This window comes from Pseudovibrio sp. Ad46 (assembly GCF_001623065.1).
Lineage (GTDB): Bacteria > Pseudomonadota > Alphaproteobacteria > Rhizobiales > Stappiaceae > Pseudovibrio.
In genome coordinates this window covers 165,559-185,880 of the sequence record NZ_LMCG01000079.1, presented here as the reverse complement: position 1 = coordinate 185,880, position 20,322 = coordinate 165,559, and the positions used below count along the sequence as shown (strand labels likewise).

The 20,322-nt window shown below is 51.6% G+C and carries 20 protein-coding genes; 9 read left to right on the top strand and 11 right to left on the bottom strand.

Annotated features, from left to right (window positions below; all coding sequences use genetic code 11):
* Positions 1-36 precede the first annotated feature (36 nt).
* A complete protein-coding gene (locus tag PsAD46_RS23070; RefSeq protein ID WP_208981984.1) occupies positions 37-1,545 on the top strand; it encodes a hypothetical protein in 1,509 nt (502 codons plus the stop codon).
* 34 nt (positions 1,546-1,579) lie between these two features.
* Here PsAD46_RS23070 and PsAD46_RS23065 read toward each other — a convergent pair whose 3' ends face one another.
* Positions 1,580-1,966 carry a flagellar biosynthesis regulator FlaF gene (locus tag PsAD46_RS23065; RefSeq protein WP_084404518.1) on the bottom strand — a complete coding sequence of 129 codons (387 nt, stop codon included), beginning with the start codon at positions 1,964-1,966 and terminating at the stop codon, positions 1,580-1,582.
* On the bottom strand, positions 1,887-2,342 hold the full coding sequence (locus PsAD46_RS23060) for a flagellar biosynthesis repressor FlbT (RefSeq protein WP_063289608.1): 456 nt from the start codon (positions 2,340-2,342) through the stop codon (positions 1,887-1,889). The genes PsAD46_RS23065 and PsAD46_RS23060 overlap by 80 nt, the downstream gene beginning before the upstream one ends.
* 447 nt (positions 2,343-2,789) lie before the next feature.
* Between PsAD46_RS23060 and PsAD46_RS23055 the strand changes: the two genes are divergently transcribed.
* Entirely contained in the window at positions 2,790-4,364 is a 1,575-nt protein-coding gene (locus tag PsAD46_RS23055) for a flagellin (protein ID WP_063307946.1), read from the top strand.
* 221 nt (positions 4,365-4,585) lie between these two features.
* Here PsAD46_RS23055 and PsAD46_RS23050 read toward each other — a convergent pair whose 3' ends face one another.
* The 4 genes from PsAD46_RS23050 to PsAD46_RS23035 form a co-directional block, all read right to left on the bottom strand.
* The gene (locus PsAD46_RS23050) at positions 4,586-5,050 is read right to left on the bottom strand and encodes a hypothetical protein (RefSeq protein ID WP_063307945.1); all 465 of its coding nucleotides are present in this window, start codon (positions 5,048-5,050) and stop codon (positions 4,586-4,588) included.
* Between the two features lie 192 nt (positions 5,051-5,242).
* Entirely contained in the window at positions 5,243-5,743 is a 501-nt protein-coding gene (locus PsAD46_RS23045) for a hypothetical protein (RefSeq protein ID WP_063307944.1), read from the bottom strand.
* Positions 5,740-6,069: a rod-binding protein gene (locus PsAD46_RS23040; protein WP_063307943.1), complete on the bottom strand. Its 330-nt coding sequence runs from the start codon at positions 6,067-6,069 to the stop codon at positions 5,740-5,742. Before PsAD46_RS23040 ends, PsAD46_RS23045 begins: the two co-directional genes overlap by 4 nt.
* Positions 6,069-7,187: a flagellar basal body P-ring protein FlgI gene (locus tag PsAD46_RS23035; protein ID WP_057462689.1), complete on the bottom strand. Its 1,119-nt coding sequence runs from the start codon at positions 7,185-7,187 to the stop codon at positions 6,069-6,071. The genes PsAD46_RS23040 and PsAD46_RS23035 overlap by 1 nt, the downstream gene beginning before the upstream one ends.
* Positions 7,188-7,436: 249 nt before the next feature.
* On the opposite strand from PsAD46_RS23035, the gene PsAD46_RS23030 reads away from it, so the two are divergent.
* Positions 7,437-7,874 (top strand): flagellar assembly protein FliX, encoded by a 438-nt coding sequence (locus tag PsAD46_RS23030; RefSeq protein WP_057462625.1) that lies wholly within the window; start codon positions 7,437-7,439, stop codon positions 7,872-7,874.
* Between the two features lie 158 nt (positions 7,875-8,032).
* Positions 8,033-8,449, top strand: coding sequence for an RNA polymerase-binding protein DksA (gene dksA / locus PsAD46_RS23025; protein ID WP_057462624.1), 417 nt, complete (start codon positions 8,033-8,035; stop codon positions 8,447-8,449).
* Positions 8,450-8,806: 357 nt separating this feature from the next.
* Here the strand turns inward: dksA and flgH are convergent, their stop codons facing one another.
* From flgH to flgF, 4 genes are read right to left on the bottom strand one after another with little or no spacing between them, the layout of a single operon-like run.
* Positions 8,807-9,568 (bottom strand): flagellar basal body L-ring protein FlgH, encoded by a 762-nt coding sequence (gene flgH, locus PsAD46_RS23020; protein WP_063292783.1) that lies wholly within the window; start codon positions 9,566-9,568, stop codon positions 8,807-8,809.
* Positions 9,568-10,536 (bottom strand): flagellar basal body P-ring formation chaperone FlgA, encoded by a 969-nt coding sequence (gene flgA / locus PsAD46_RS23015; RefSeq protein WP_063292782.1) that lies wholly within the window; start codon positions 10,534-10,536, stop codon positions 9,568-9,570. The genes flgH and flgA overlap by 1 nt, the downstream gene beginning before the upstream one ends.
* Before the next feature lie 12 nt (positions 10,537-10,548).
* Entirely contained in the window at positions 10,549-11,331 is a 783-nt protein-coding gene (gene flgG, locus PsAD46_RS23010) for a flagellar basal-body rod protein FlgG (protein ID WP_057462621.1), read from the bottom strand.
* 11 nt (positions 11,332-11,342) lie between these two features.
* The gene (gene flgF / locus PsAD46_RS23005; RefSeq protein WP_063292781.1) at positions 11,343-12,083 is read right to left on the bottom strand and encodes a flagellar basal-body rod protein FlgF; all 741 of its coding nucleotides are present in this window, start codon (positions 12,081-12,083) and stop codon (positions 11,343-11,345) included.
* 278 nt (positions 12,084-12,361) lie between these two features.
* On the opposite strand from flgF, the gene PsAD46_RS23000 reads away from it, so the two are divergent.
* The 5 genes from PsAD46_RS23000 (at position 12,362) to PsAD46_RS22980 (ending at position 19,467) form a co-directional block, all read left to right on the top strand.
* Positions 12,362-12,859, top strand: coding sequence for a flagellar basal body-associated FliL family protein (locus PsAD46_RS23000; RefSeq protein ID WP_063292780.1), 498 nt, complete (start codon positions 12,362-12,364; stop codon positions 12,857-12,859).
* Between the two features lie 12 nt (positions 12,860-12,871).
* Positions 12,872-14,095: a flagellar motor switch protein FliM gene (gene fliM, locus PsAD46_RS22995; protein WP_063312185.1), complete on the top strand. Its 1,224-nt coding sequence runs from the start codon at positions 12,872-12,874 to the stop codon at positions 14,093-14,095.
* Positions 14,096-14,662: a DUF6468 domain-containing protein gene (locus tag PsAD46_RS22990; protein ID WP_063307942.1), complete on the top strand. Its 567-nt coding sequence runs from the start codon at positions 14,096-14,098 to the stop codon at positions 14,660-14,662.
* Positions 14,659-15,357 (top strand): FlaA, encoded by a 699-nt coding sequence (locus tag PsAD46_RS22985; protein ID WP_063307941.1) that lies wholly within the window; start codon positions 14,659-14,661, stop codon positions 15,355-15,357. Before PsAD46_RS22990 ends, PsAD46_RS22985 begins: the two co-directional genes overlap by 4 nt.
* A gap of 105 nt (positions 15,358-15,462) precedes the next feature.
* Entirely contained in the window at positions 15,463-19,467 is a 4,005-nt protein-coding gene (locus tag PsAD46_RS22980) for a hypothetical protein (protein ID WP_208981983.1), read from the top strand.
* Positions 19,468-19,551: 84 nt separating this feature from the next.
* Here PsAD46_RS22980 and fliP read toward each other — a convergent pair whose 3' ends face one another.
* Positions 19,552-20,313, bottom strand: a complete 762-nt coding sequence (gene fliP, locus PsAD46_RS22975) for a flagellar type III secretion system pore protein FliP (RefSeq protein WP_082830714.1) — start codon at positions 20,311-20,313, stop codon at positions 19,552-19,554.
* Positions 20,314-20,322 lie beyond the last annotated feature (9 nt).

Below are 20,322 nucleotides of genomic sequence, written 5' to 3'. Positions count from 1 at the left end.
TATTCTAAATCTCATAGTTATATGCTTGATCTCCTTATGCAGCAAAAGACGCAGCTGGAGAATAAGTCTATTCAGCTGACTTCTGGACTGAAGTCGCAAACCTATGGTGGCATTAGCTCAGATTCTCGCATGGCTTTGGAACTGCGCCGTGAGATCTCGAATATTGAGGTTTATGAAGACTCTAATGCGATTGCGAGTATCCAGCTCGACTTAATGGGTAAGTCCCTTGAGCATATGGAGAAAATGCGCTCTGAAAGTGTGAGTGCAATTGATGAGAATAACTACACGCTGACCACCGACGGTCAGACGACCAGTCAGCAAGCGACCGAGATTATGTTGCATGAGACGATCTCGCAGCTGAATTCTGAAGTGAACGGATACTATCTGTTTGGCGGTAAGGATGCGACTGAACCACCCGTTGCCTCACTTGATGCCATAATGGACGGGCAGGGCGGTAAGCTTGGGCTTAAGGAGCTCATGAAGCGTTATGAGAATGCTCATGTTGGTGCGTCTGAAAATGGTCGCATCGAGTCGAGCGTAACGAGCCCACTCGGTGTTCCTACTCTCACTCTTCAGCAGGATAATGTTGAGGGATTTGGTTTTGAGATCACTTCCGTCTCTGCATCCTCTGCTGATGTCGCAGCAACGGTTACTCCAGAAGATTTGACGGATCCGTTTAATCCTCAAGGGAAAAAAGGAGCCTTCGCGTTCAATGACACCCCGGTGGTTGGGGATACCATTGAGGTTGAGCTGGAGCTTCCTGACGGTACCAAGTCTGTTGTAAAGCTGACTGCAACGGATGATCCTGATGCCGGTAACGGAACGTTCTTGATAGGGACGGGCGCTAATCCTACTCTGGAAAGTGCTCAGAACGCTCAAGCGGCCTTTGATGAGGCAATTAGTGATATCGCCAAGACTGAGCTTCGTGCGGTCGCTGATGTGCAGGCTGGTGAGGAATTTTTTGGTAATCACGGGCGGACTGATCCGGCGCCGAAGGTACCAAAAGCGGATGGCTCTGGTTATGAGACCGCACCTGACCTTCTGCTTGACTGGTATACCGGTACCGAGAACTCTGATGATCCGCGCTCAGACAAGGTTGTTCAGATTGATGACAATGTGCGCGTGGAGTATGGTGCGCGTGCCAACGAGTCTGCGTTTTCTGAACAGTTGCAGAACCTTGCCGTGTTTGTGGCAGCAGACTTTACAGCAGAAACTCCAGATGATGTTGAGAGTGAGGCGGTCGCAAAATCCTACTATGCTTCGTTAGCGCAGAAGAGTGATGATGCGCTTTCTTTTGCTGGTGACCGAAATTCAGGCATTCAAAGTGTTGCCTCTGAGATGTCGGTGGTAAACACCACTGTGAAACGTACTGCTGAGAGGCAAAAGCAAGCGTCTCTAACCTATCATAACACGTTGACCGGTCTCGAGAACGTTGACAAAACAGAAGTTGGTACTGAGATAGCCGTGCTAAAAACAGATTTAGATGCCTCGTTTCAGGCAACTTCGATATTATTGAATCTTACGATCACCGACTTCTTGAGATAACAAAAAGCCTCCGAAAAACAGAGGCTTTTTGTTATTATAGGCTTGCCTTTTGGCCTCTTAATCCGGATGCAAGAGACTTGTTGATGTTGATCATTGTCTCTAAGGCTTCTGGTTCCGCGCCACCCATCATTTCCATGGTTCTGTTGAACATAAACAGAGCCAGATTTGCGATGTTATTCTGAAGATCCAGAGGCAGTTCGCTGTACTCTGCGGTGGCTTCGGTTACAAAAATTGTCCAAAGTGTGCGGTTGAATATGAGCGTTTCGTTGCGTTCTTCTCGTGAAACTGTATCCCACTCACGTTGCAGCACAGAAAGGCGTGCTGCAGCTTTCATCAGGGCTTCAGCTTCCAGAGCCCTCGGATCCGCTGAGGCCGAGGTGTTTGCGGACTGCTGATATGCCTGAGTTGCTTGTTGATACATGACTTATCAAAGTCCTTTCATATTCAATCAATTTCTTGGCGAGCTTCAAGGCGCGATAGAGCTCTTCTCGCAAAATTGCTGTGCTAATCTCGCTGATAAGGTCGCGTGTGCTTGGTGCGGCCTGCAGGATCTTTCCGATCACATCGAAATACTCTTTCTGAGTAACCGTGATATCCTGCTTTAAATACATGACCTGCACTGCAAGGTAGACCTGCTGTGCCATGGTGCTGGCGTCTTCCGGAAGAAGGATATCCTTCTCTCGGAGAATAGGCGCATCTCCCTGAATGAAAAATCGTGCACGTTGCTTATCGTTAGTGATAAGTGTCTCACCAACAATCAATTTTTCTCCGGGTTTTAATTCGACCTTTAGTGCCATGCAGCCTCCTTCAAAGCACTCTTAACTATGATGGCAACCAAAAGGTTAATCTAGTTAAATCTTACGAGTTATTCAGCGATTTATTTCTAATTTTGCTTAAGTTTAGAGCTCTTCTGAATTGAATATGTAGAGTCGGCAATTCATGCAGCGCAACTTAAGCTATTGGATGGGCTGTGAAAGTACAAATAGGCGGAAATATGCACAGACAATATTACGTAGCTGTCTAGCTACCGTTGTTGAGTAAGTTTTTGACTTAATTATATAAAATTAAATTTATTTGCGAACTGGTGAGTGTGGTTGCTGCAATCCCTGATTTATTAAGTGCTTGTTAACACGTTCCCCCTTTACTCGCAGGACGGGTAATTGTACCCAATTAAAACTCAGTAATAATTTGCTGCGTTTGTGACCCAGGAAGGGTCATTCATTATCCTAGAAGGGACATATAAAATGGCTGATATTACACTCACCGCTGCGGTACGTTCTAACCTTGGTACTCTGCAGAACACAGCTACTCTTATTGCTGATACTCAAGAGCGCCTTTCCACTGGTAAGAAAGTTAACTCAGCTCTTGATAACCCGAATTCCTTCTTTACCGCGTCTTCTCTGAACTCTCGTGCTTCTGACTTGAGCAATCTTCAAGATGATATTGGGCAGTCTGTGTCTACCCTTGAAGCTGCTGACAAAGGCATTGAGGCGATTGATAAGCTTCTTGATGCAGCAAAAGGTAAAGCAAATCAGGCTCTTCAGTCCGAAGATGCTGAGACACGCTCAAAGTATGCAGCTGAGTTCAATGAGTTGCGCACTCAGATCGAAGATATCGCAAAGGATTCTGGCTATAAAGGTAAGAACCTACTCGGTGGTGATGGCAATGATCTGCTGGTGAAGTTCAATGAAGATGGTTCTTCAAAGCTGAACATTGGTGCGGTTGATTACACTGATCTCGATTCTGAAGATGCTGCGTTCCAGCTTGGAAAAATTGGTGAAACTGTTGCTGAACAGGACGCTGTTGACAACAAGGCTTCCTTTGATCTTGGCTTTGTTGCAGATGTCGATTCAACAAAAACCGTTGCTTTGGCTGGTTTAGCTCCAGGTGATGATACTTCTAAAACTTTCGATAGCTTAACGGACTTCGCTAACGGTGATACCATCACGCTTGTCAAGGAAGACGGCTCTACGGTTGATTTTGATATTAACTCTACTACAGTCGCTCTCGATGACTTCCAGACCTTTCTTCAGACTAATGTAGGCGCTTCTGCAAGTGTTGATGTTACCGGTGATGGCAATCTGAAAATTTCAGGTTTGGCTGAAGATGTTTCATTTAACTTTACTAGTGGTACGACTACTAGCGGTGCAGGGATCAACGGTCTTGAAGTCAAAAAGAGCCTTGTTGGCGAAACTGCGCTTTCTGACCTGGCTGCGTTCTCTGTTGGCGATCAGCTCACATTCAAGTTTGGCGATGGTCCTGCGACTAGTTTGACTGTAAGCGCAACCACCGATGTTGATGATCTTGTTGCAGCTATTGCGGGTACCGATAGTGACGTTACTGCAAGTATTGTTGACGGCAAGATTGAGATTGATAATGCTAGTATCGATGATCAGCTGACCTCAGAGATTGATGAAGGTAAAGAACTTTCTTTTACTTTCACAGGTAATGGTACCGGCGCTGAATTTGCGGATGATAGTAAAAACACTATTGGTGCGGATTTGGGCGTTATTGCTGGTCAGGGTTGGGGTTCCGATGAGCTGATCGAATCTTCTCTTGATCAGGTTCGTCAGGCTCAGCTTGATCTTCGTTCACAGGCTTCAACTTTTGGTACGAACCTTTCTGTTGTGAGTAACCGTCAGAACTTTACTGCTGATCTGATCAACACTCTGGAAGTTGGTGCTGGTAAGTTGACGCTGGCTGATTCCAACCTGGAAGGTGCGAACCTTGCGGCTCTGAACACTCAGAACCAGATTGCTACTTCTACTCTGTCTCTGGCAACTCAGGCTGGTCAGTCTGTGCTGCAGCTTATCCGATAAGCTTTGTTTCAGATTTAGATTTTGGGGAACGCGCTCTTTGGAGCGCGTTTTTCTTTTGTCTTTTTGGCTGTGCCATTGGTTGCGTTGGTATGCGTTTTTGTGGTGATGGGCACGTTGTTATGTGGTGGCCATTGGGCAGACAAAAAAAGAGCCATGCTGCGGGGGCGGCATAGCTCAAGGGGGATAAGTCTGGTTTGCAGGGAGGATAAAGCCTGTGTGGCTTAGGCCTGCTTTGCTTGTGTTGGCTCGACCTGCTTAGCTTCGTAGATCGCAGGATCAATATCCTTAGCTTCACCGCCCAGGCTGCGCTTTTCTTGTGCCTGAAGGACTTCATCCAGGAATGCGCGAATGCGGCGAGCTGTTTTGGATGGCAGCTCATAAATGACGTCGCCTTCTGGCTCTTGCGTCATTGAATAGATGAGCTCATCTGACTCTTCATCATAATTGTAACCGCGCTCAATGCGGCTCTGGTCGTCCTTAGGTTTGCTAGGGATGACGCCGAGACGGGAGTCTGAGAGGTAGGACTTTTCGGTGGCGGTTGAGTTATCCTCTGACTCAGAGGATGCAGTGACGGCCCGGGCGCCGGAGAGTTCGGTTTTGACCTGTTCGGTCTCCGATTTTACCGGTGCTGCCTGTGTTGTCAGTGCCTGATGTAAGAGTGTTGGTCTTTGTGTGACTATTTCCATAATGTCCCCCACGTGTTCAATCTCGGACAACTTTATGGGGAATGTTCTTAAATAAGATTAATCTTAACGCTCGGAATTTACTAAATATTTAGAGAAATGCGACTGAAAACCGCCAAATACCCCTATTTCTCAGGGAGGCTCCGGGCGGTCTTCAGGCTATTTCGTTAATATGCACGCTTAATATCGTGCCGTTCAGAGGGTTTGGTTAACGGCGATGCCCTGAGCGGATCTCTGGGGCGAACTCATCATTCCGTTGGCGCCGTAACCTCTTGTCTTCATTTGAGAACCAACGGCTTTGGCAACGGTCTCGATGACGTTGTCTGTTACTGAACGTGCCGTAGAGACCACTTGCAGGTTGGTTTGAAGAATTGGCCGCAGATTACCGTGGCGTTCGCGCATACGTTGAATGGACAGCGGAGCGAGGTTGCCAAGCGCGATGGCGTTTGCACTCGCGACGCGGATGCCGGAGAGATATGACTCGATGGCTGCATGTTTTTTGGGGGCAACGGTTGGCAGCTCAGAAATCTGCCCTTCGCGTAGCAGCTCTGTTTCTGCCTCGATGATGTGGACCAGATTGTCCATTGCTGTTTCAAAGCTTTCGCAGAAGACCTCGGCTTGCATCCGTGTCTGGATAGGTTCTTCTTCAAACGATACTGTACTTGGAACAGTTTCAGCGTCGTACTGGTTGGTCATACTGCGTTCTCTTGAAGTTGTAATAATTGCGAGTGAACTGAAGCTGCAATACCAATGCCGCCAGATTGAGACATTGTGTTGGCGTACTCGTTGATCAGCATGGATTTCCACGCTTCTGAGCCTTCGCCGTTGCCATAGGTCCCGCCTTCATCAAGGCCGGTGAACATGTTTTGCAACATCTCATTGAGGAATACGGTTTCAAATTCCTTGGCCTTTTCCATCAGCGGATCTTTGGCAGCTGATGGTTTGCCTGCCTGATTGGCGCCTGCGATCAGGTCTGCTGAGCTTGTCAGGGCAGGTGAGGGCAGTTGTGCTTGTTGGAGCATTAGAGGACCTCAATTTCTGCCTGAAGGGCGCCTGCGGCTTTGATGGCCTGTAAGATGGAGATCAGGTCTCTTGGGCCGATGCCCAGAGCGTTTAATCCATCAACAAGCTGCTGCAGTGTGATTGTTTCGTTGACGAGTGCCAGCTGGCTATTGTCTTCAGTCACCTGCACGTCTGTACGAGGCACCGCAGCCGTTTGGCCCTGTGCGAATGGCAGCGGCTGAACCACCTCTGGTGATTCTGCGATGGTGACTGTGAGATTGCCCTGTGCGACTGCGACGGTGGAGACTTTTACCTGCTGACCCATGACGATGATGCCGGAGCTTTCGTCAATCACGATCTTGGCTGGTAAATCAGGCTCTACGATCAGCTGTTCGATGTCAGTGATCAGATCGACAATGTTGCCATCGAACTGTTTTGGAAGTGTGAGGCGAACGGTGGATGGGTCGAGTGGTTCGGCAGTCGGTAGGCCAATCAGCTCGTTAATTGCCACAGCAATACGACGGGATGTGGTCAGGTCCGGATTGCGCAAGGCCAGACGAATGGTGCTGAGAGAAGAGAGTTTAAATTCAACCTCCCGCTCCACAAGAGCACCATTAGGAATGCGGCCAGATGTTGGGACGCCGCGCACAACAGAAGCCGCGTCGCCCTGTGCTGCAAAGCCTGCGATTGCCACCGGGCCTTGCGCAATGGCGTAGGCTTCTCCGTCTGCACCCATCAGTGGGGTCACCAGCAGTGTTCCGCCCTGAAGGTTCTTTGCATCGCCAAGTGCACTCACGGTCACGTCGATGCGGGTGCCTTGTGTTGAGAACGCTGGCAGGTTGGCAGTCACCATCACGGCGGCGGTGTTTTTTGTGTTCAGGTCTGCTTCGTTGGTGTTGACGCCAAGGCGTTCCAGCATTGCCTGCAAAGATTGCCGGGTGAATGGTGAGGCATTGAGAGAGTCACCTGTGCCCTGAAGGCCGACGACGAGACCGTAACCAATGAGCTGGTTGTCCCGGATGCCTTCAAAGTCAGTGATGTCTTTGATCCTTGAGGCTGCGTTTCCCTGAAGGGTCGCGCCCATAAGGACGATCAGTGCCGCTGCGGCGATTCTACGTAAGTTTGCGAAAGAGCGCATTGGTACCCGGCTGTTCAGTTCACACATGCCGGAAATATGCGAATTTTGTGCCAGTTTCAGTGTTGCGTTTGCTAATTTTTAACCTGCTGAATTTACTGGGTATTTTTAGTAGGGGGTGGATAAAAGTTAAAGCACTGCAAATTTTAATGCGGCAATTGTTGCCTGCTTGGTAAAGTTTTACGTGATCAGCTCGGCAAATGCGTTCGGGTTTAAGCTTTTGTCCAGTTCCACAGCTCTGAGGGTAAGGTCTTGCTTGTACGCAGCACTCCAGTTTCTGGTTTGAACTCCACGAGTAAAGTGGGCACGAAACGTCGCAAAGGTTCTGAAGGCGAGCAGGCGGGTGCGTTTGCCGTTGAGGAGGAGACCACCAGCGTTGCGCAGTCGCAGGCTGGTGTTCCAACACCGTCGCTGCAAGGTGTGGATTCTTTGCTGGCTCTTCAGCAGATGGAAGTGCAGGTCGATGACAAGCAGCGCGCTGTGCAGCATGGAAATAAACTTCTGGATCAACTAGATGCGCTGCGGATCGATTTGCTGCAAGGCAAAGTGCAGCCAGAGCGCCTTGAGCGGCTTGTTGGTAACCTGTCCATGCAGGTCAAAAGTGGTAACCCCGGTCTCGACAGAGTGGTCGAAGATATTGAATTGCGTGCAAGAATCGAGCTCGCAAAGCTGGGTCACTACGTAGAATAGCCTATCCATTTGCGATAGTATCAAAGGTTTCCAACCGTATAAGTTGCTGAATACACTGAATAATTGTGTTCTTAGACAATTTCATCTTTTTAGTAGATTGTTGTTTCAGGTTCCTCTCGCTATATTCCAGCCGCCCATATAAATAGGCGGAGTTTCAGATGGCAGTTGATGTCGCAATTGATTATCGTCCAACACAGGATGAACCATTCATGAACGACCAACAGCGCGAGTACTTTCGTAGAAAGCTTCTTGCGTGGAAGGAAGATATTCTGAAAGAGAGCAAGGAGACCCTTGCTGCGCTTCAAGAAGAAAGCACTAATCACCCAGATCTGGCTGACCGTGCTTCTTCTGAAACCGATCGGTCGATTGAATTACGTGCGCGTGACCGGCAGAGAAAGTTGATTTCCAAAATCGACGCTGCTCTTGCTCGCATTGAAGACAAATCCTACGGCTACTGCGAAGAGACTGGCGAGCCAATCTCTGTTCGTCGTTTGGATGCACGACCTATCGCAACGCTTTCTATTGAAGCCCAAGAGGCTCATGAGCGGCGCGAGAAAATCTATCGGGATGACTGATCCTCAGGGAGACAGGATATCGCCTTTCAAGCTGTGGTCCTAAGTTTTTAGGCTCTAGTACTTGAAGTATGACTTTACGAGGGAAGCACGGCTTAGCTGTGCTTCCCTTGTTTTGTTTTGGCCGGACGTCGGTGTGCGGTGTTCTGGTGCACAAAAGAAAACGAGCCCGGCATGCTGGGGAGCATGTTGCCGAGCTCGCTTTATGTACCGCTCAAGCTGGGGAGCTTATTAAGCGGTTTTGGGTTCTTTGATTTTTTGGAGCACGCCGCGTTCATTTACAGTCACGCATCGCGCTCTAACATCTTTGTTGGAGCGAATTCTTGCCGTTTGACTGAAGCCAATCAAACGGAACACGCTCTAAAACGGAAGCACGATGTCCAGCACCTGACTGCCGTATTTAGGTTGTTGGGCAACGGAGATCTGGCCGCGGCCGCCGTAGCCGATGCGTGCCTCTGCGATCTTGGTGCTCTCAACAGTGTTGTCGGATGCAATGTCCTGCGGACGAACGACGCCCGCTACGATTAGCTCACGGACTTCGTGGTTTACACGCACTTCCTGACGGCCCTCGATGACGAGGTTGGAGTTGGGGAGTACCTGTGTCACGACAGCTGCGACGGTGGTCTTCAGGCTTTCTGTGCGGTCGATAGAGCCTGTGCCCTGAAAGTTGTCGGAGCTGTTGATTGATGCCAGAGCGTCAGCTGAAGCGCTGGCAGGAAGTGCCAGTGTGTTGATCGCGCCGCCGAGTGCGCCACCAGCTCCTGAGTTCTTCGCATCACTGCGTGAGCTCTTCGAGGTGTTCTCAAAAGCTGCTTTGTCGGAAATGGTGACGTTTACCGTTACGATGTCGCCAACACGTTTTGCGCGCTGGTCCTGAAAGAAGGCTCTGTTGCCGGTGCGCCAAAGAGAGTTCGCGTTGTAGCGCTCTACTTCCTTAATTGGCATTGGCATTTGTACCGGGCGATAGCCTGGCTGCGTGCGTGGGTCCTGAATCGCGGTCAGAACAGGTTCTTGACCAACTTTGGAAAGTTTGTCGGCTGTCTCGCAGCCGACGAGTGCAAACAGGCCAATCGTGAGCGCAGCATATTGCTTGATTTTGGTTGCTGAAGGTATTCTCGGCATCAGCGGTTCTCCAATACGGCTGCGACCTGCGTTTTTGCGGTGGTCACGATGGCGATGTCTCTGCCGATGACTTCAGCAAGGATCGTTTTCTTTGAAATTGGGTTCACAATCTCAATCAGGTCATTTTTGCCGCCTTCAGACTTGGCTTTGCCCTGAGTTGTGATGTTCATGCCGGGGATCTTGTAGATCACTGTTACTTTTGCGCCGCGCTTGACGAGGATCGGTGCGCTTACATCCCTTGGGGTGATGGTTGAGCCAGAGCGCATGTTACGGCGCACTTCCATTCCAACAAGATCAGCAGCTGCAAGAAACTCACGTCCGGCATAGCGGGAGGCTGGCTTGCGCTCCTCGCGAATGTCCTTGGCTGTGATGACCGTGCCGCGTTGCAGATTGCGAGCCAGAGTGGTGATGGGCACCATCTGAGAGGCGTTGCCAATGACAGAGATTGGCTTACTTTGGCCTTCCTGCACCACATTGAGGATGGCTTTGAAGCGTGCGGTGCGCGGTGACCAGTTGATGTGCCCGATGGTTAGCGGAGAAATGGAGTTGGCGTCTGCCTGCATGTTCACCGGAAGTGGTGAATGGTAGGAGATTTCAATCTCGTCCGGCTGCACGCTTGCGCGCTCCGCAAGTGCATTGCGCAGGATGTCTGAGATGAGTGTTTCATCTACCGGGATGGAAAGGCGGTGCACACTCACAGTTGTCAGGCCGTTGGTATCGGCCTGAATAAAGCCAGCGGCCTGTGCCTGCTGTGCGATGATCAATGCAGACACGTTGCCAGTGGTGCCAAGGTCCGGGCTGCGAAAGATTGGTGTTTGAGCCAGCTCTCCCGCTTCGGTGTAGAAGTCACCAATGGTGACGACTGGTCCGGTTACGTTGACCGTTGGGCGCAGGGTTGAGGCCGCAAATGCGCTGCTGGCTGTCAGGGCCAGTAGTCCTGCAATGAGTGTGGTTGCCAACTTTCTCATCAACTCAACTCCTTAGCGAAGATTCGTTGTGGTGGAGTACATCTCATCGGCTGCTTTGATGATCTTGGAGTTCATCTCGTAAGCGCGCTGAGCAGAAATTAGATTGGAAAGCTCGGTCACAGCATCGACGTTAGATGATTCAAGATGGCGCTGAAGGATGTTGCCAAAGCCTGCGTTGCCTGGGTTGTCGGTCTGTGGCGGGCCGCTTGCCGGAGTTTCCAGGAAGAGGTTGTCGCCGATTGCCTCAAGGCCAGCTTTGTTTGTGAAACGGGCGATTTCGAGCTGTCCAAGGTTGAGGACCTGGTCGTTGTCGTCCATGGCCTGCACGAGGCCTTGGACGTTGATTGTCAGATCGCGGGCGTTGTCCGGAATTGTGATTCCAGGCTGAACTGTATAGCCGTCTTTGGTGACGAGCTGGCCTGTCTGGGAGCGTGCGAAGGAGCCGTCACGGGTGAAGCCGGTTGTGCCGTCCGGACGCTGGATCTGGAAGAAGCCTTCGCCGCGAATTGTAATGTCGTACTCGTTGCCCGTTTGGGTCACTGAGCCCGGTGACATGATGCGCGTGGTTGCTGCTGTGCGTACACCGGAGCCAATTTGCACGCCGTTTGGAACGATTGTGCCTGCGTCTGAGGTTTCGGTGCCCATGCGGCGCTGGTTTTCGTAGAGCAGATCCTGAAAGTCTGCGCGCTGGCGCTTGTAGCCAGTGGTGCGCATGTTGGCCACGTTGTTCGAAATAACTTCGACATTCAGTTCCTGAGCTTTCATGCCGGTTGCGGCGATGTGAAGGGCTTTCATTGGGCTGTTCCTTAAGCTTCAACCGATCCAAGTTCGCGGATGGAGCGCTGACGAAGTTCGTTGCGCTGCGACATCATCTTGGACACGCTTTTGTATTGACGGGTGATTTCAATCATGCGGGAGATTTCCTGAATGCCTTCCACGTTGGAGCCTTCAAGGGCGCCCTGGACGACAGTCGGGTTATTTGCTGGGATTGGGTTCAAGCCGGAAAACAGGTTTGTGCCAACGTGCAAAAGCTCTTGGCGGTTGTCGAAGGTGTAAACATCCAATCGGCCAAGTTGAGCCTGTGGGGTGGAGATCACGCCTTCTTTGGTGATGGTGATTTCACCATCTTCTGGATTGATTTGGATTGGAGCGCCGTCAGCGAGAACTGGCAGGCCTGCATCTGTTACGAGCGTGCCCTCAGGATCAATGGCAAGGCTGCCTGAGCGAGTGTAAAGCTGCTCACCGCCTGCACCAGTCACAGCCAGATAGCCGTCACCTTCAATTGCGACGTCGAGCGGATTGCCTGTCAGCTGGATCGAGCCCTGTGTCAGAACTGTTGCTGTCCCTACATCCTGCGTAAAGGACAAAGGGCGATCCGGGCGCTGAAATTCAGTCGCCTGCGCGGTTGGCATCAAGAATTCTTCAAAGATAAGCCTTTGAGCCTTGTAGCCAGTCGTATTGATGTTAGCCAGATTGTTGGCCACCACATCCAAGTTCCGACGAAGGGCACTTTGGCGTGATAAGCCGATCAGCTGTGCGTTTTCCATTTTATGCTCCCCAGCATTGCAACAGGTCTCCCCAGACCCGCAGCGCCAAGGTTCTTGCAGGAGTTGTGCCAGTTTGAAACTTTGGCTGAATTCTGCTGTTTTGATGGAGGGAAGCGCAAATTATCTGTTAAGTATTTGATAAAATATGCCTACTTTAATTTCCTAGTGGGCAAAAATTGCTTAGTAATGACGTATTAACCATTCGGTAATCAGTGTTAACCAACTAGGTTGCATTATTAGTTACTAAACTTTTAATTGCGATTCACCGGGACGCAAAAATGGCAGATGCGGAACTGCAAAATACTGAGGATGACGGCAAGTCCGGCAAACGCAAGATCGTTATAGGAGCGATTGCTGGCGTCTTGCTGTTAACCCTTGGTGTGGGCGGTGCATATGTAATGGACTGGATCAATCTGGGCAACACAGCCACTGTCAAGCGGGCGGATGGCACTGTTGAGCAGATCCAAACCAAGCCTGTCGTTTTTTACGATCTGCCAGAAATGACGGTGAACCTTTCTACCCAAGGCCGCACGACCTACCTGAAAGTTCGCATTGCTCTTGAAGTTGAGAGCGACAGCATGGTTTCTCAGGTGGAGCCTTATCTTCCGCGCATTCTTGATGCTTTCCAGATTTATCTGCGTGAGTTGCGCCCTGCTGATCTGGAAGGATCTGCCGGACTGTTCCGCTTGAAGGAGCAACTTCTGCGCCGCATCAACTCTGCAATCTATCCAGCCAAGGTTGAAGGGGTTCTCTTTAAAGAGATCCTGATCCAGTAGGGGGGGCGGCATATGTCAGATACCGATACTCTCCCTGAAAATATGGATGATGCCTGGGACACCGCTCTTTCTGAAGCTGAGGGTGGTGACAGTGATGAGGATCTTGCCGCGGCCTGGGGCGCTGCGCTTCAGGAGCAAGGCGTAGAAGGCGGTGAAGAGGCCGCAGCTCAATGGGCTGCGATGATCGACGACAGCGAGCCGGATGTAGAGAGCGCGTCTCGTGGTGCTGACCGTATTCTGAATCAGGAAGAGATCGACAACCTTCTGGGCTTTACGCTAGATGGGTCTCTGGCTGGTGATGAAGGCGGTATTCGTGCGCTGATCAATTCGGCAATGGTGTCTTATGAGCGCTTGCCGATGCTGGAGATCGTGTTTGACCGTCTCGTACGTCTCACCACGACATCGCTGCGTAATTTCACATCGGACAATGTTGAAGTCTCTTTGGACTCCATGACCAATGTGCGTTTTGGTGACTACCTGAACTCAATTCCACTTCCTGCAATCCTTGGTGTTTTCAAGGCCAAAGAATGGGATGGGTTTGGGCTTGTTACTGTTGAGAGCTCTCTGATCTATTCCATCATTGATGTGTTGCTTGGTGGTGGTCGTGGATCTTCACCAACGCGCGTTGAGGGGCGGCCATATACCACGATTGAAAGCAATCTGGTGCGCCGGATGATCGAGATTATCCTGCTGGATGCGGAGCAGGCTTTCGGTCCTCTGTCCCCTGTGAGTTTCCCGCTTGAGCGTTTGGAAACGAACCCACGCTTTGCTGCGATCTCCCGTCCTGCGAATGCTGCCATTATGGTTGAGCTGCGCATCGATATGGAAGATCGCGGCGGTAAAGTTGAGATTGTGCTGCCTTACGCGACCCTTGAGCCAATCCGTGATCTGCTTCTGCAGATGTTCATGGGTGAGAAGTTCGGGCGTGATCCTATTTGGGAAGAGCACCTTGCCACCGAGGTTTATTCCTCAGAAGTACAGGTTGATGCTGTCCTTTATGAAAACACCATCCCGCTCCAGCGGGTGTTGAATCTGGAAGTTGGTCAAACCTTGCTGTTTGATACCGGCCCTCGTGATCCTGTTCAGGTGAAGTGCGGGGGCGTGGCTTTGACAGAAGGCCTGATGGGCCATGTTGATGACCGAATTTCCATCGAAATTTCAAAGAAGCTGAAGCAACCGAAAATGACGCTCGCCGCTTTTGAAAAGTCCCTGCAAAGCGAACTGGAGACAAACTAAATGTCCCTAGGTCTTATTATTGAATGCATCGTTGCGGTTCTTCTTGTGATTACCATTGGGTATTGCTGGACGCTCAACCGTCGCCTAAGTCGTCTCCGATCTGACGAAGAGTCCTTGCGCGCAACCATTTCGGAGCTAATTACAGCGACTGAAATTGCAGAGCGTGCGATTATGGGTCTCAAGTCGACGTGTGGAAATGCGGACCGTACTCTTGGTGTGCGTTTGGGCGAAGCTGAGGCGGTTTCCCGCAAACTGACTAATCAGTTGGGAGCAGGTGAGGATGTGCTGGACCGCATTGGCGGTGTTGCAGATCGTGCACTTGCTGATCGTGACACCCGTGTGGCCGCACCAGCAGGCCCGGTGTCCCGCACGTATGAAACCGCAGCGGAGGGACTTGCTGCCGGGATCATTGCGGAACAGGAAACGATGCATCCGGCTGAAACACGTAGCGCTCCAGCCCCTAAAGCTGCGACCCGCTCCGTGACCCGTGACATTCGTGAAGCTGCAAATGAATCAGCTGCGCGCCTTGAGCGCTTCCGTAGACAAGCGCAGGACCGCGTAGCATGAAACTAAGGCTCCTTCCGATTGTCGTATTTGCTGGTAGCGCCCTTCTGGTTTTGAAACTGCTTGGTTTGTTTCTGGGTGATACTTATCCAATTGGTGCTGTTCGGGTTGCTGATGCGCAGCAGTCGGAAGTGGCGAAGGCTGAGGAAGAGGCACCTGCTACTCCAAACGTTCTTCCCAATCCATCTGGCGCACGGAAGATCCAGGTCGCTCAAAATACAAGTGGTGTGAAAGAAAGTGGTGTTCCAACGAACTCCGTTTCAGAACTTGCCGTTCTCAATAGTCTTGGCAATCGCCGCGATGTGCTGAACCAGCGTGAAAGTGATCTGGAGCTTCGCGAGCAGGTTCTTGCAGCTGCTGAGGCGCGTTTTAATAAGCGTTTTCAAGAACTTAAGGCGCTTGAAGCGAAGATCAATTCTGAAGTTGAGCGCAAGGAAAAACAGGCTGCAGAAGAGATCCTGGATCTGGTGAAGATCTATGAAAGCATGAAGGCCAAGAATGCAGCACGAATCTTCAACCGTCTGGACCTGGACATCATGCTGAAGGTGGTGAAGGAGATGCAGCCGCGGAAGATGGCGGATGTGCTTTCTGAGATGGATCCGGAAATGGCAGAGCAGCTGACAATTGCACTGGCAGCAGGCGAGAGCCGCAATGTGAAGACGACTTCCACAATTCTTCCGAAGATTCAGGGGAATTAACTGACCAAATTGGCGGTTTTTCGCTCTTGGCTCAGGAGTCTGTAAGCTTGCGTTAATAGCCAATTGTTACAGATACCTAATTAATTTTAGGAGTAAGACTCAGGCATGGGCGATTTTGGGGGCGACCTTAAAGATAAGCAGAAGCGTTCCTTTCTGCGCGCCACTTTACCTTTTTTGCCGCGCCGTGCATTGCATGGAGCACGCATTGTGAGGGTAAAGGGTAAGGCTTGGCTTGTCTCCTTCATGCTCGCCACAACTGCTTTGGGTGGCAGTGTTTTAAGTGCCTGGGCCGAGCCCGCTTCTGCTGTGCTTGAAGTTGAAGACACCGGCAACTTTGCCCGCATGGTGATCACGTTTCCGGATCGCTCGTTGTTGCCGCCCTATGAAGCTTCCATTTCCACCAGTGTTTTGCGCATTTCCTTTCCGGAAGGGATTGCAGCGGATGTTGATGATGTGCCGGAAGCGTTGATGGATTACGTCTCCATTGCTCGTGCTGATCCTGATGGCGCTGCGCTGCGTTTCGCATTGCGACAGCCGGTTAACATCAACAGTATGGAAGCTGGAGAGAAGCTCTTTATTGATCTGCTTCCAGCCAGTTATGAAGGTCGGCCTCCATCCTTACCGCAGGATGTGGTTGATGAGCTCGTCCGGCGGGCTGCGGAAGCGCTTGAGCGTATTCGTGTGCTGGAAGAGGCGAACGCGCTTGAAGATCAGGAGATCAAGGTCAAGCTGCGGGTTGGTAGGCATCCAACATTTACGCGCCTGATCTTCGATTGGAATGTGCAGGTTGGTAGCGCGTTTGAGCGCAACGGAAACAACATCCGCGTCAAGTTTGATCAGGCTGCTGATCTGGATTTGTCTCAGTTCAAAGCAAGTCTACCGGGTACTGTGTTGGATGTTGGCTCCCAAACCCGTGATAATGATCTGATCTTCAACATGATTGTTGATCCGAGTGTTGATGTGCGATCTTTTCAGGAGGGGAAGCAGCTTATTGTTGATGTCACGCCTGAAGACATCGGCCAGCTGGATCCGCGTGTCACCGAAGTTAGAGATGAGCTTTTTGGCAATGATGATGTGCCGCAAGGTGTGTCAAATGTTATAAATACGCTTGGCACTAAAGATGCTGCACCTTCTGCAATTGCGCCTGCCGTGTCTGCTGTTGTTGATCAGGCTCCGGTTGCTGCTCCGGGAAGTCTGTTTCCGACGCCTCAACCTGTTCAGACGGCTCAAACCAGCGTGAATGATGGCCTTGATTTTCCGCAGATGCCGTTGCCGGTTGCAAAGCCGGAATTGGAACGCATTGGTGATCCGGTTGACCGGCTTGCTCCAGCTGACATTCCTCAATCAAAGCCTTCGGAAGAAGACTTGCAGGCTGAGGTTGGCAAGGAGCCTGAGCCCGTTGAAGCTGTTGTTGTAAATGCGCAACCTGTTCGCCGTGTGAAACCTGAGCCAGCGCCTGAAACTGATGTGGCACCTGTTGCTGAGGTGATTCCAGAGACTGATCTCATTGCTGAGGTTGTGAATGCAGGGGGGCAGACCTCGATACCAGTAACGCCTGCTTCTGAGCAGGATGCACGCGCGGCTGCTGCTCCGGCTGCCGCAGCTGTTGTTGCTGATGCGGAAGAGGAGTTGCCGATTGCGCGTCGTGCTTCTGCTGAAACAATTATTCAGGAAGAGAACGACGCTGCAGCGCGTGTTGTTGGTGTTGAGACGTATCGTATTGGTGATACTGTTCGTCTGGTGTTTCCGTTTGAGCACGAGGTTGGTGCTGCTGTTTTCCGCCGAGATGAAAAGGTCTGGGCGGTATTTGATAGTGAGGAGCATCTGGACGGGCGCGGTATTCCAGCCGTTTTGAGTGATCTTGCGCGCAAGGTGGAACTTGATGAAGTTGATGGCGCGCAGGTGCTGCGGTTTGACCTGAAGCGGACCACGTTGATCTCCATTGAGTATCAGGATGATGCATGGGCGATCACTCTAGGGCCGTCGATCTCGACAAAGACTGAACCGGTTGATGTTGAGCGGAATGTGCAGGGTGATGGCTCGAATGTTCTGCGCTTGCCATTTGGTGCGAGTGGGCGATTGCATGTGCTGACTGACAAGAGTGTCGGCGACCGGATTTATGTGGTCAGCGGTCCTGCGCCTGTTCGTGGAATTTTGAAGTCGCACCGGTTCCCTCAGGTTCAAATCCTGCGCAGCTCTCAGGGACTTGCCGTCGTTCCGAGTGCTGATGGTATTGATGTTGAATTGTCGGGCGAAGATCTTGTGATCTCCAGGCCTGACGGATTGAAGATTTCGAACCGTGGTCTTTCCAAAGGCACGACGATTGGTGCTCATGTTAAAGACCCGACACAGCCCGGCCTGATTGAGTTTGCACAGCTGGACCAGCAAAAGCCTGAGGATTACATGCAGGGCCTTCGGGCGCATGAGGATGCGATTGCGAAGGCTGATCCGGAGCAGTTGAGTGGCCCGCGGCTGGACATGGCACGGTTTTTCCTCTCCAGCGGGTTTGCGCAGGAGGCTATTGGCACCTTGCGCATCATGGAAGAGGATGATCCTCTCATTGAGAAAGATGCCACTTTCAACGTGATGATGGGTGCCGCGCAGATGTTGGCGTCGCGACCGGGTGAGGCACTCGAGTATCTTGCGGCTCCTGAACTTGCCAGCAGTCCTGATGCTGCGGTATGGCGGACCTTTGCGCATTCCTCACTGGGGGACTGGCAGGGTGCTCATGCAAATCTTGGGCGTGGGTTGGCTGTTATGGCCAATTATCCGGTGATGTTGCAGGTGTACTTCAACCTTGCAGCTGCCAAGACGCATCTGGCTCTTGGCAACTATGGTCGGGCGCTGGGGGCTTTGTCGCAGATTGAGCCTTCTGATGTGAATGAAGAGCAGGCCATTCAGTATGACTTGCTGCGCGGGCGGATTGCCGATGCTTCTGGCCGCTCACAGGAAGCGCTGGATGTGTATGATCTGGTGGTGCGCTCCAGTGATGGGCCGGAGGCTGCTGAAGCCAAGTTCCTGAGTGTGAAGCTGCGGTATCGGGATGGTTTGATTGATGCGGATGAAGCTCTCTCCGAACTGGAGGGGCTTGCTGCGTCGTGGCGTGGTGATGAAACTGAGCTGAAGACTTTGCGGCTGATGGCTCAGCTGCATGCGCAGGAAGGCAATTACCGCCGGGCCTTTGAGGCGATGTCTCAGGCTGTGCAATCTGATGCAGGCGCAGAAATCACCTCGAACATTCAGCAGGAAATGGGGTCTGTCTTTGCGACACTGTTCCTTGAAGGCAGGGCGCAAGCTCTGGAGCCTGTGAAGGCGCTTGCGCTGTTTTATGATTTCCGAGAGTTGGTGCCAGCTGGCCGTCAAGGTGATGAGATGGCGCGGATGTTGGCCAGCCGTCTGATTGATATGGACCTGCTGGATCAGGCTGCTTCTGTTTTGCGACATCAGATCGACAAGCGTCTGAAAGGTGCTGCGCGGGCGCAGATCGCTGCTGATCTGGCTGTTGTTTATCTGCTGAACCGGAAGCCGGAAGAAGCGCTGCGGGTGCTTTCGCAAACGCGTCAGGGGCAATTGCCGGCTGCTTTGCAGCGCCAGCGAAACATTGTTGAGGCGCGTGCTCTGAGTGAGAGCGGGCGTCCTGATCTTGCTCTGGAGCTGGTGCGTAACATGTCTGGCTCTGACGTGGATCGTTTGCGGGCTGATACGCTTTGGTCGGCACGATCCTGGCGGAAGGCTGGTGAGCAGCTGGAACAGATGAACGGCAGTCGCTGGTCTGATGAAGTGCCGCTTGCCGACCATGAGCGTGTTGATGTCATCCGCGCGGCGATTGCCTATACGCTGGCTGAAGATAGCTTAGGTCTTGAGCGGCTGCGGCAGAAATACTCGCAGAAAATGAGCGAGTCTCCGCAGGCTGAAACATTTGAGATTGTGACGCGGCCCATTGATGACCGCGGCGTTGAGTTCCTGAATGTTGCCAAGTCGATTGGTGGCGGGGATAGTCTGGTGTCCTTCCTTGAGGAGTACAGACGCCAATACCTCTCAGCGACGCCGATTATTCCGACTGAGGAAGCTTTCCTCTATCCCGAAGATACCAAAGAGGGATCTGCATAAGCAGCCTCGTCGTGAAGCAGTTTTAACACCGCATGACCTTTCATGCGGTGTTTTTGTTTGGTGTCTGACTGATCGGGGAAGAGGCTAACCGCCGAAACTTCGGACCAGGCTGCCTGCGATCAGTTGCCAGCCGTCTACGAGCACAAAGAAGATGAGTTTGAATGGCAGCGAGATCACGATTGGCGGCAGCATCATCATACCCATGGACATCAGGACTGATGCAATCACGAGATCGATGATGAGGAATGGCAGATAGAGCAGGAAGCCGATTTCAAAGGCGCGGCGCAACTCGCTGATCATGAAGGCTGGTACGAGAACGCGCAGGCTCAGCTCTTCAGGAGTTTCCGGGGCAGGGGCCTTTGCGAGTTCCTGAAAGAGCAGGAGATCAGTTTCGCGTACTTGTTGACGCATGAACTCGTGAAAGGGTTCGGATGCCCGATTGAATGCTTCTTGCGGGTCGATGGTGCCTTCAATCATGGGCTTTGCGCCCAGATCCCATGCAGTTTCAAAGGCTGGGGCCATGACGAAGGCTGTCAGGAACATGGCAAGGGATAACATGACCGCATTTGGTGGTGCAGTCTGAAGCCCGATTGCAGAGCGGAGCAGTGAAAGAACCACAACGATACGTGTGAAGCTTGTCACCATAATCAGGATGCTCGGTGCCAGTGAGAGCACTGTGAGCAGCATGACCAGCTGAACAGCACGCTCTGTTACCGAGTTGCCTTCTCCGCCTCCAAAATCAATTGAAATGCTTTGAGCAGCAGCAGGACCGAACCAGAAAAGCAAGAGAGCGAAACCCAAAAGCCCCAATCGGCCTTTGTTTTCGCTCAGCTTTGCTTTCACCATTCCTGCTAA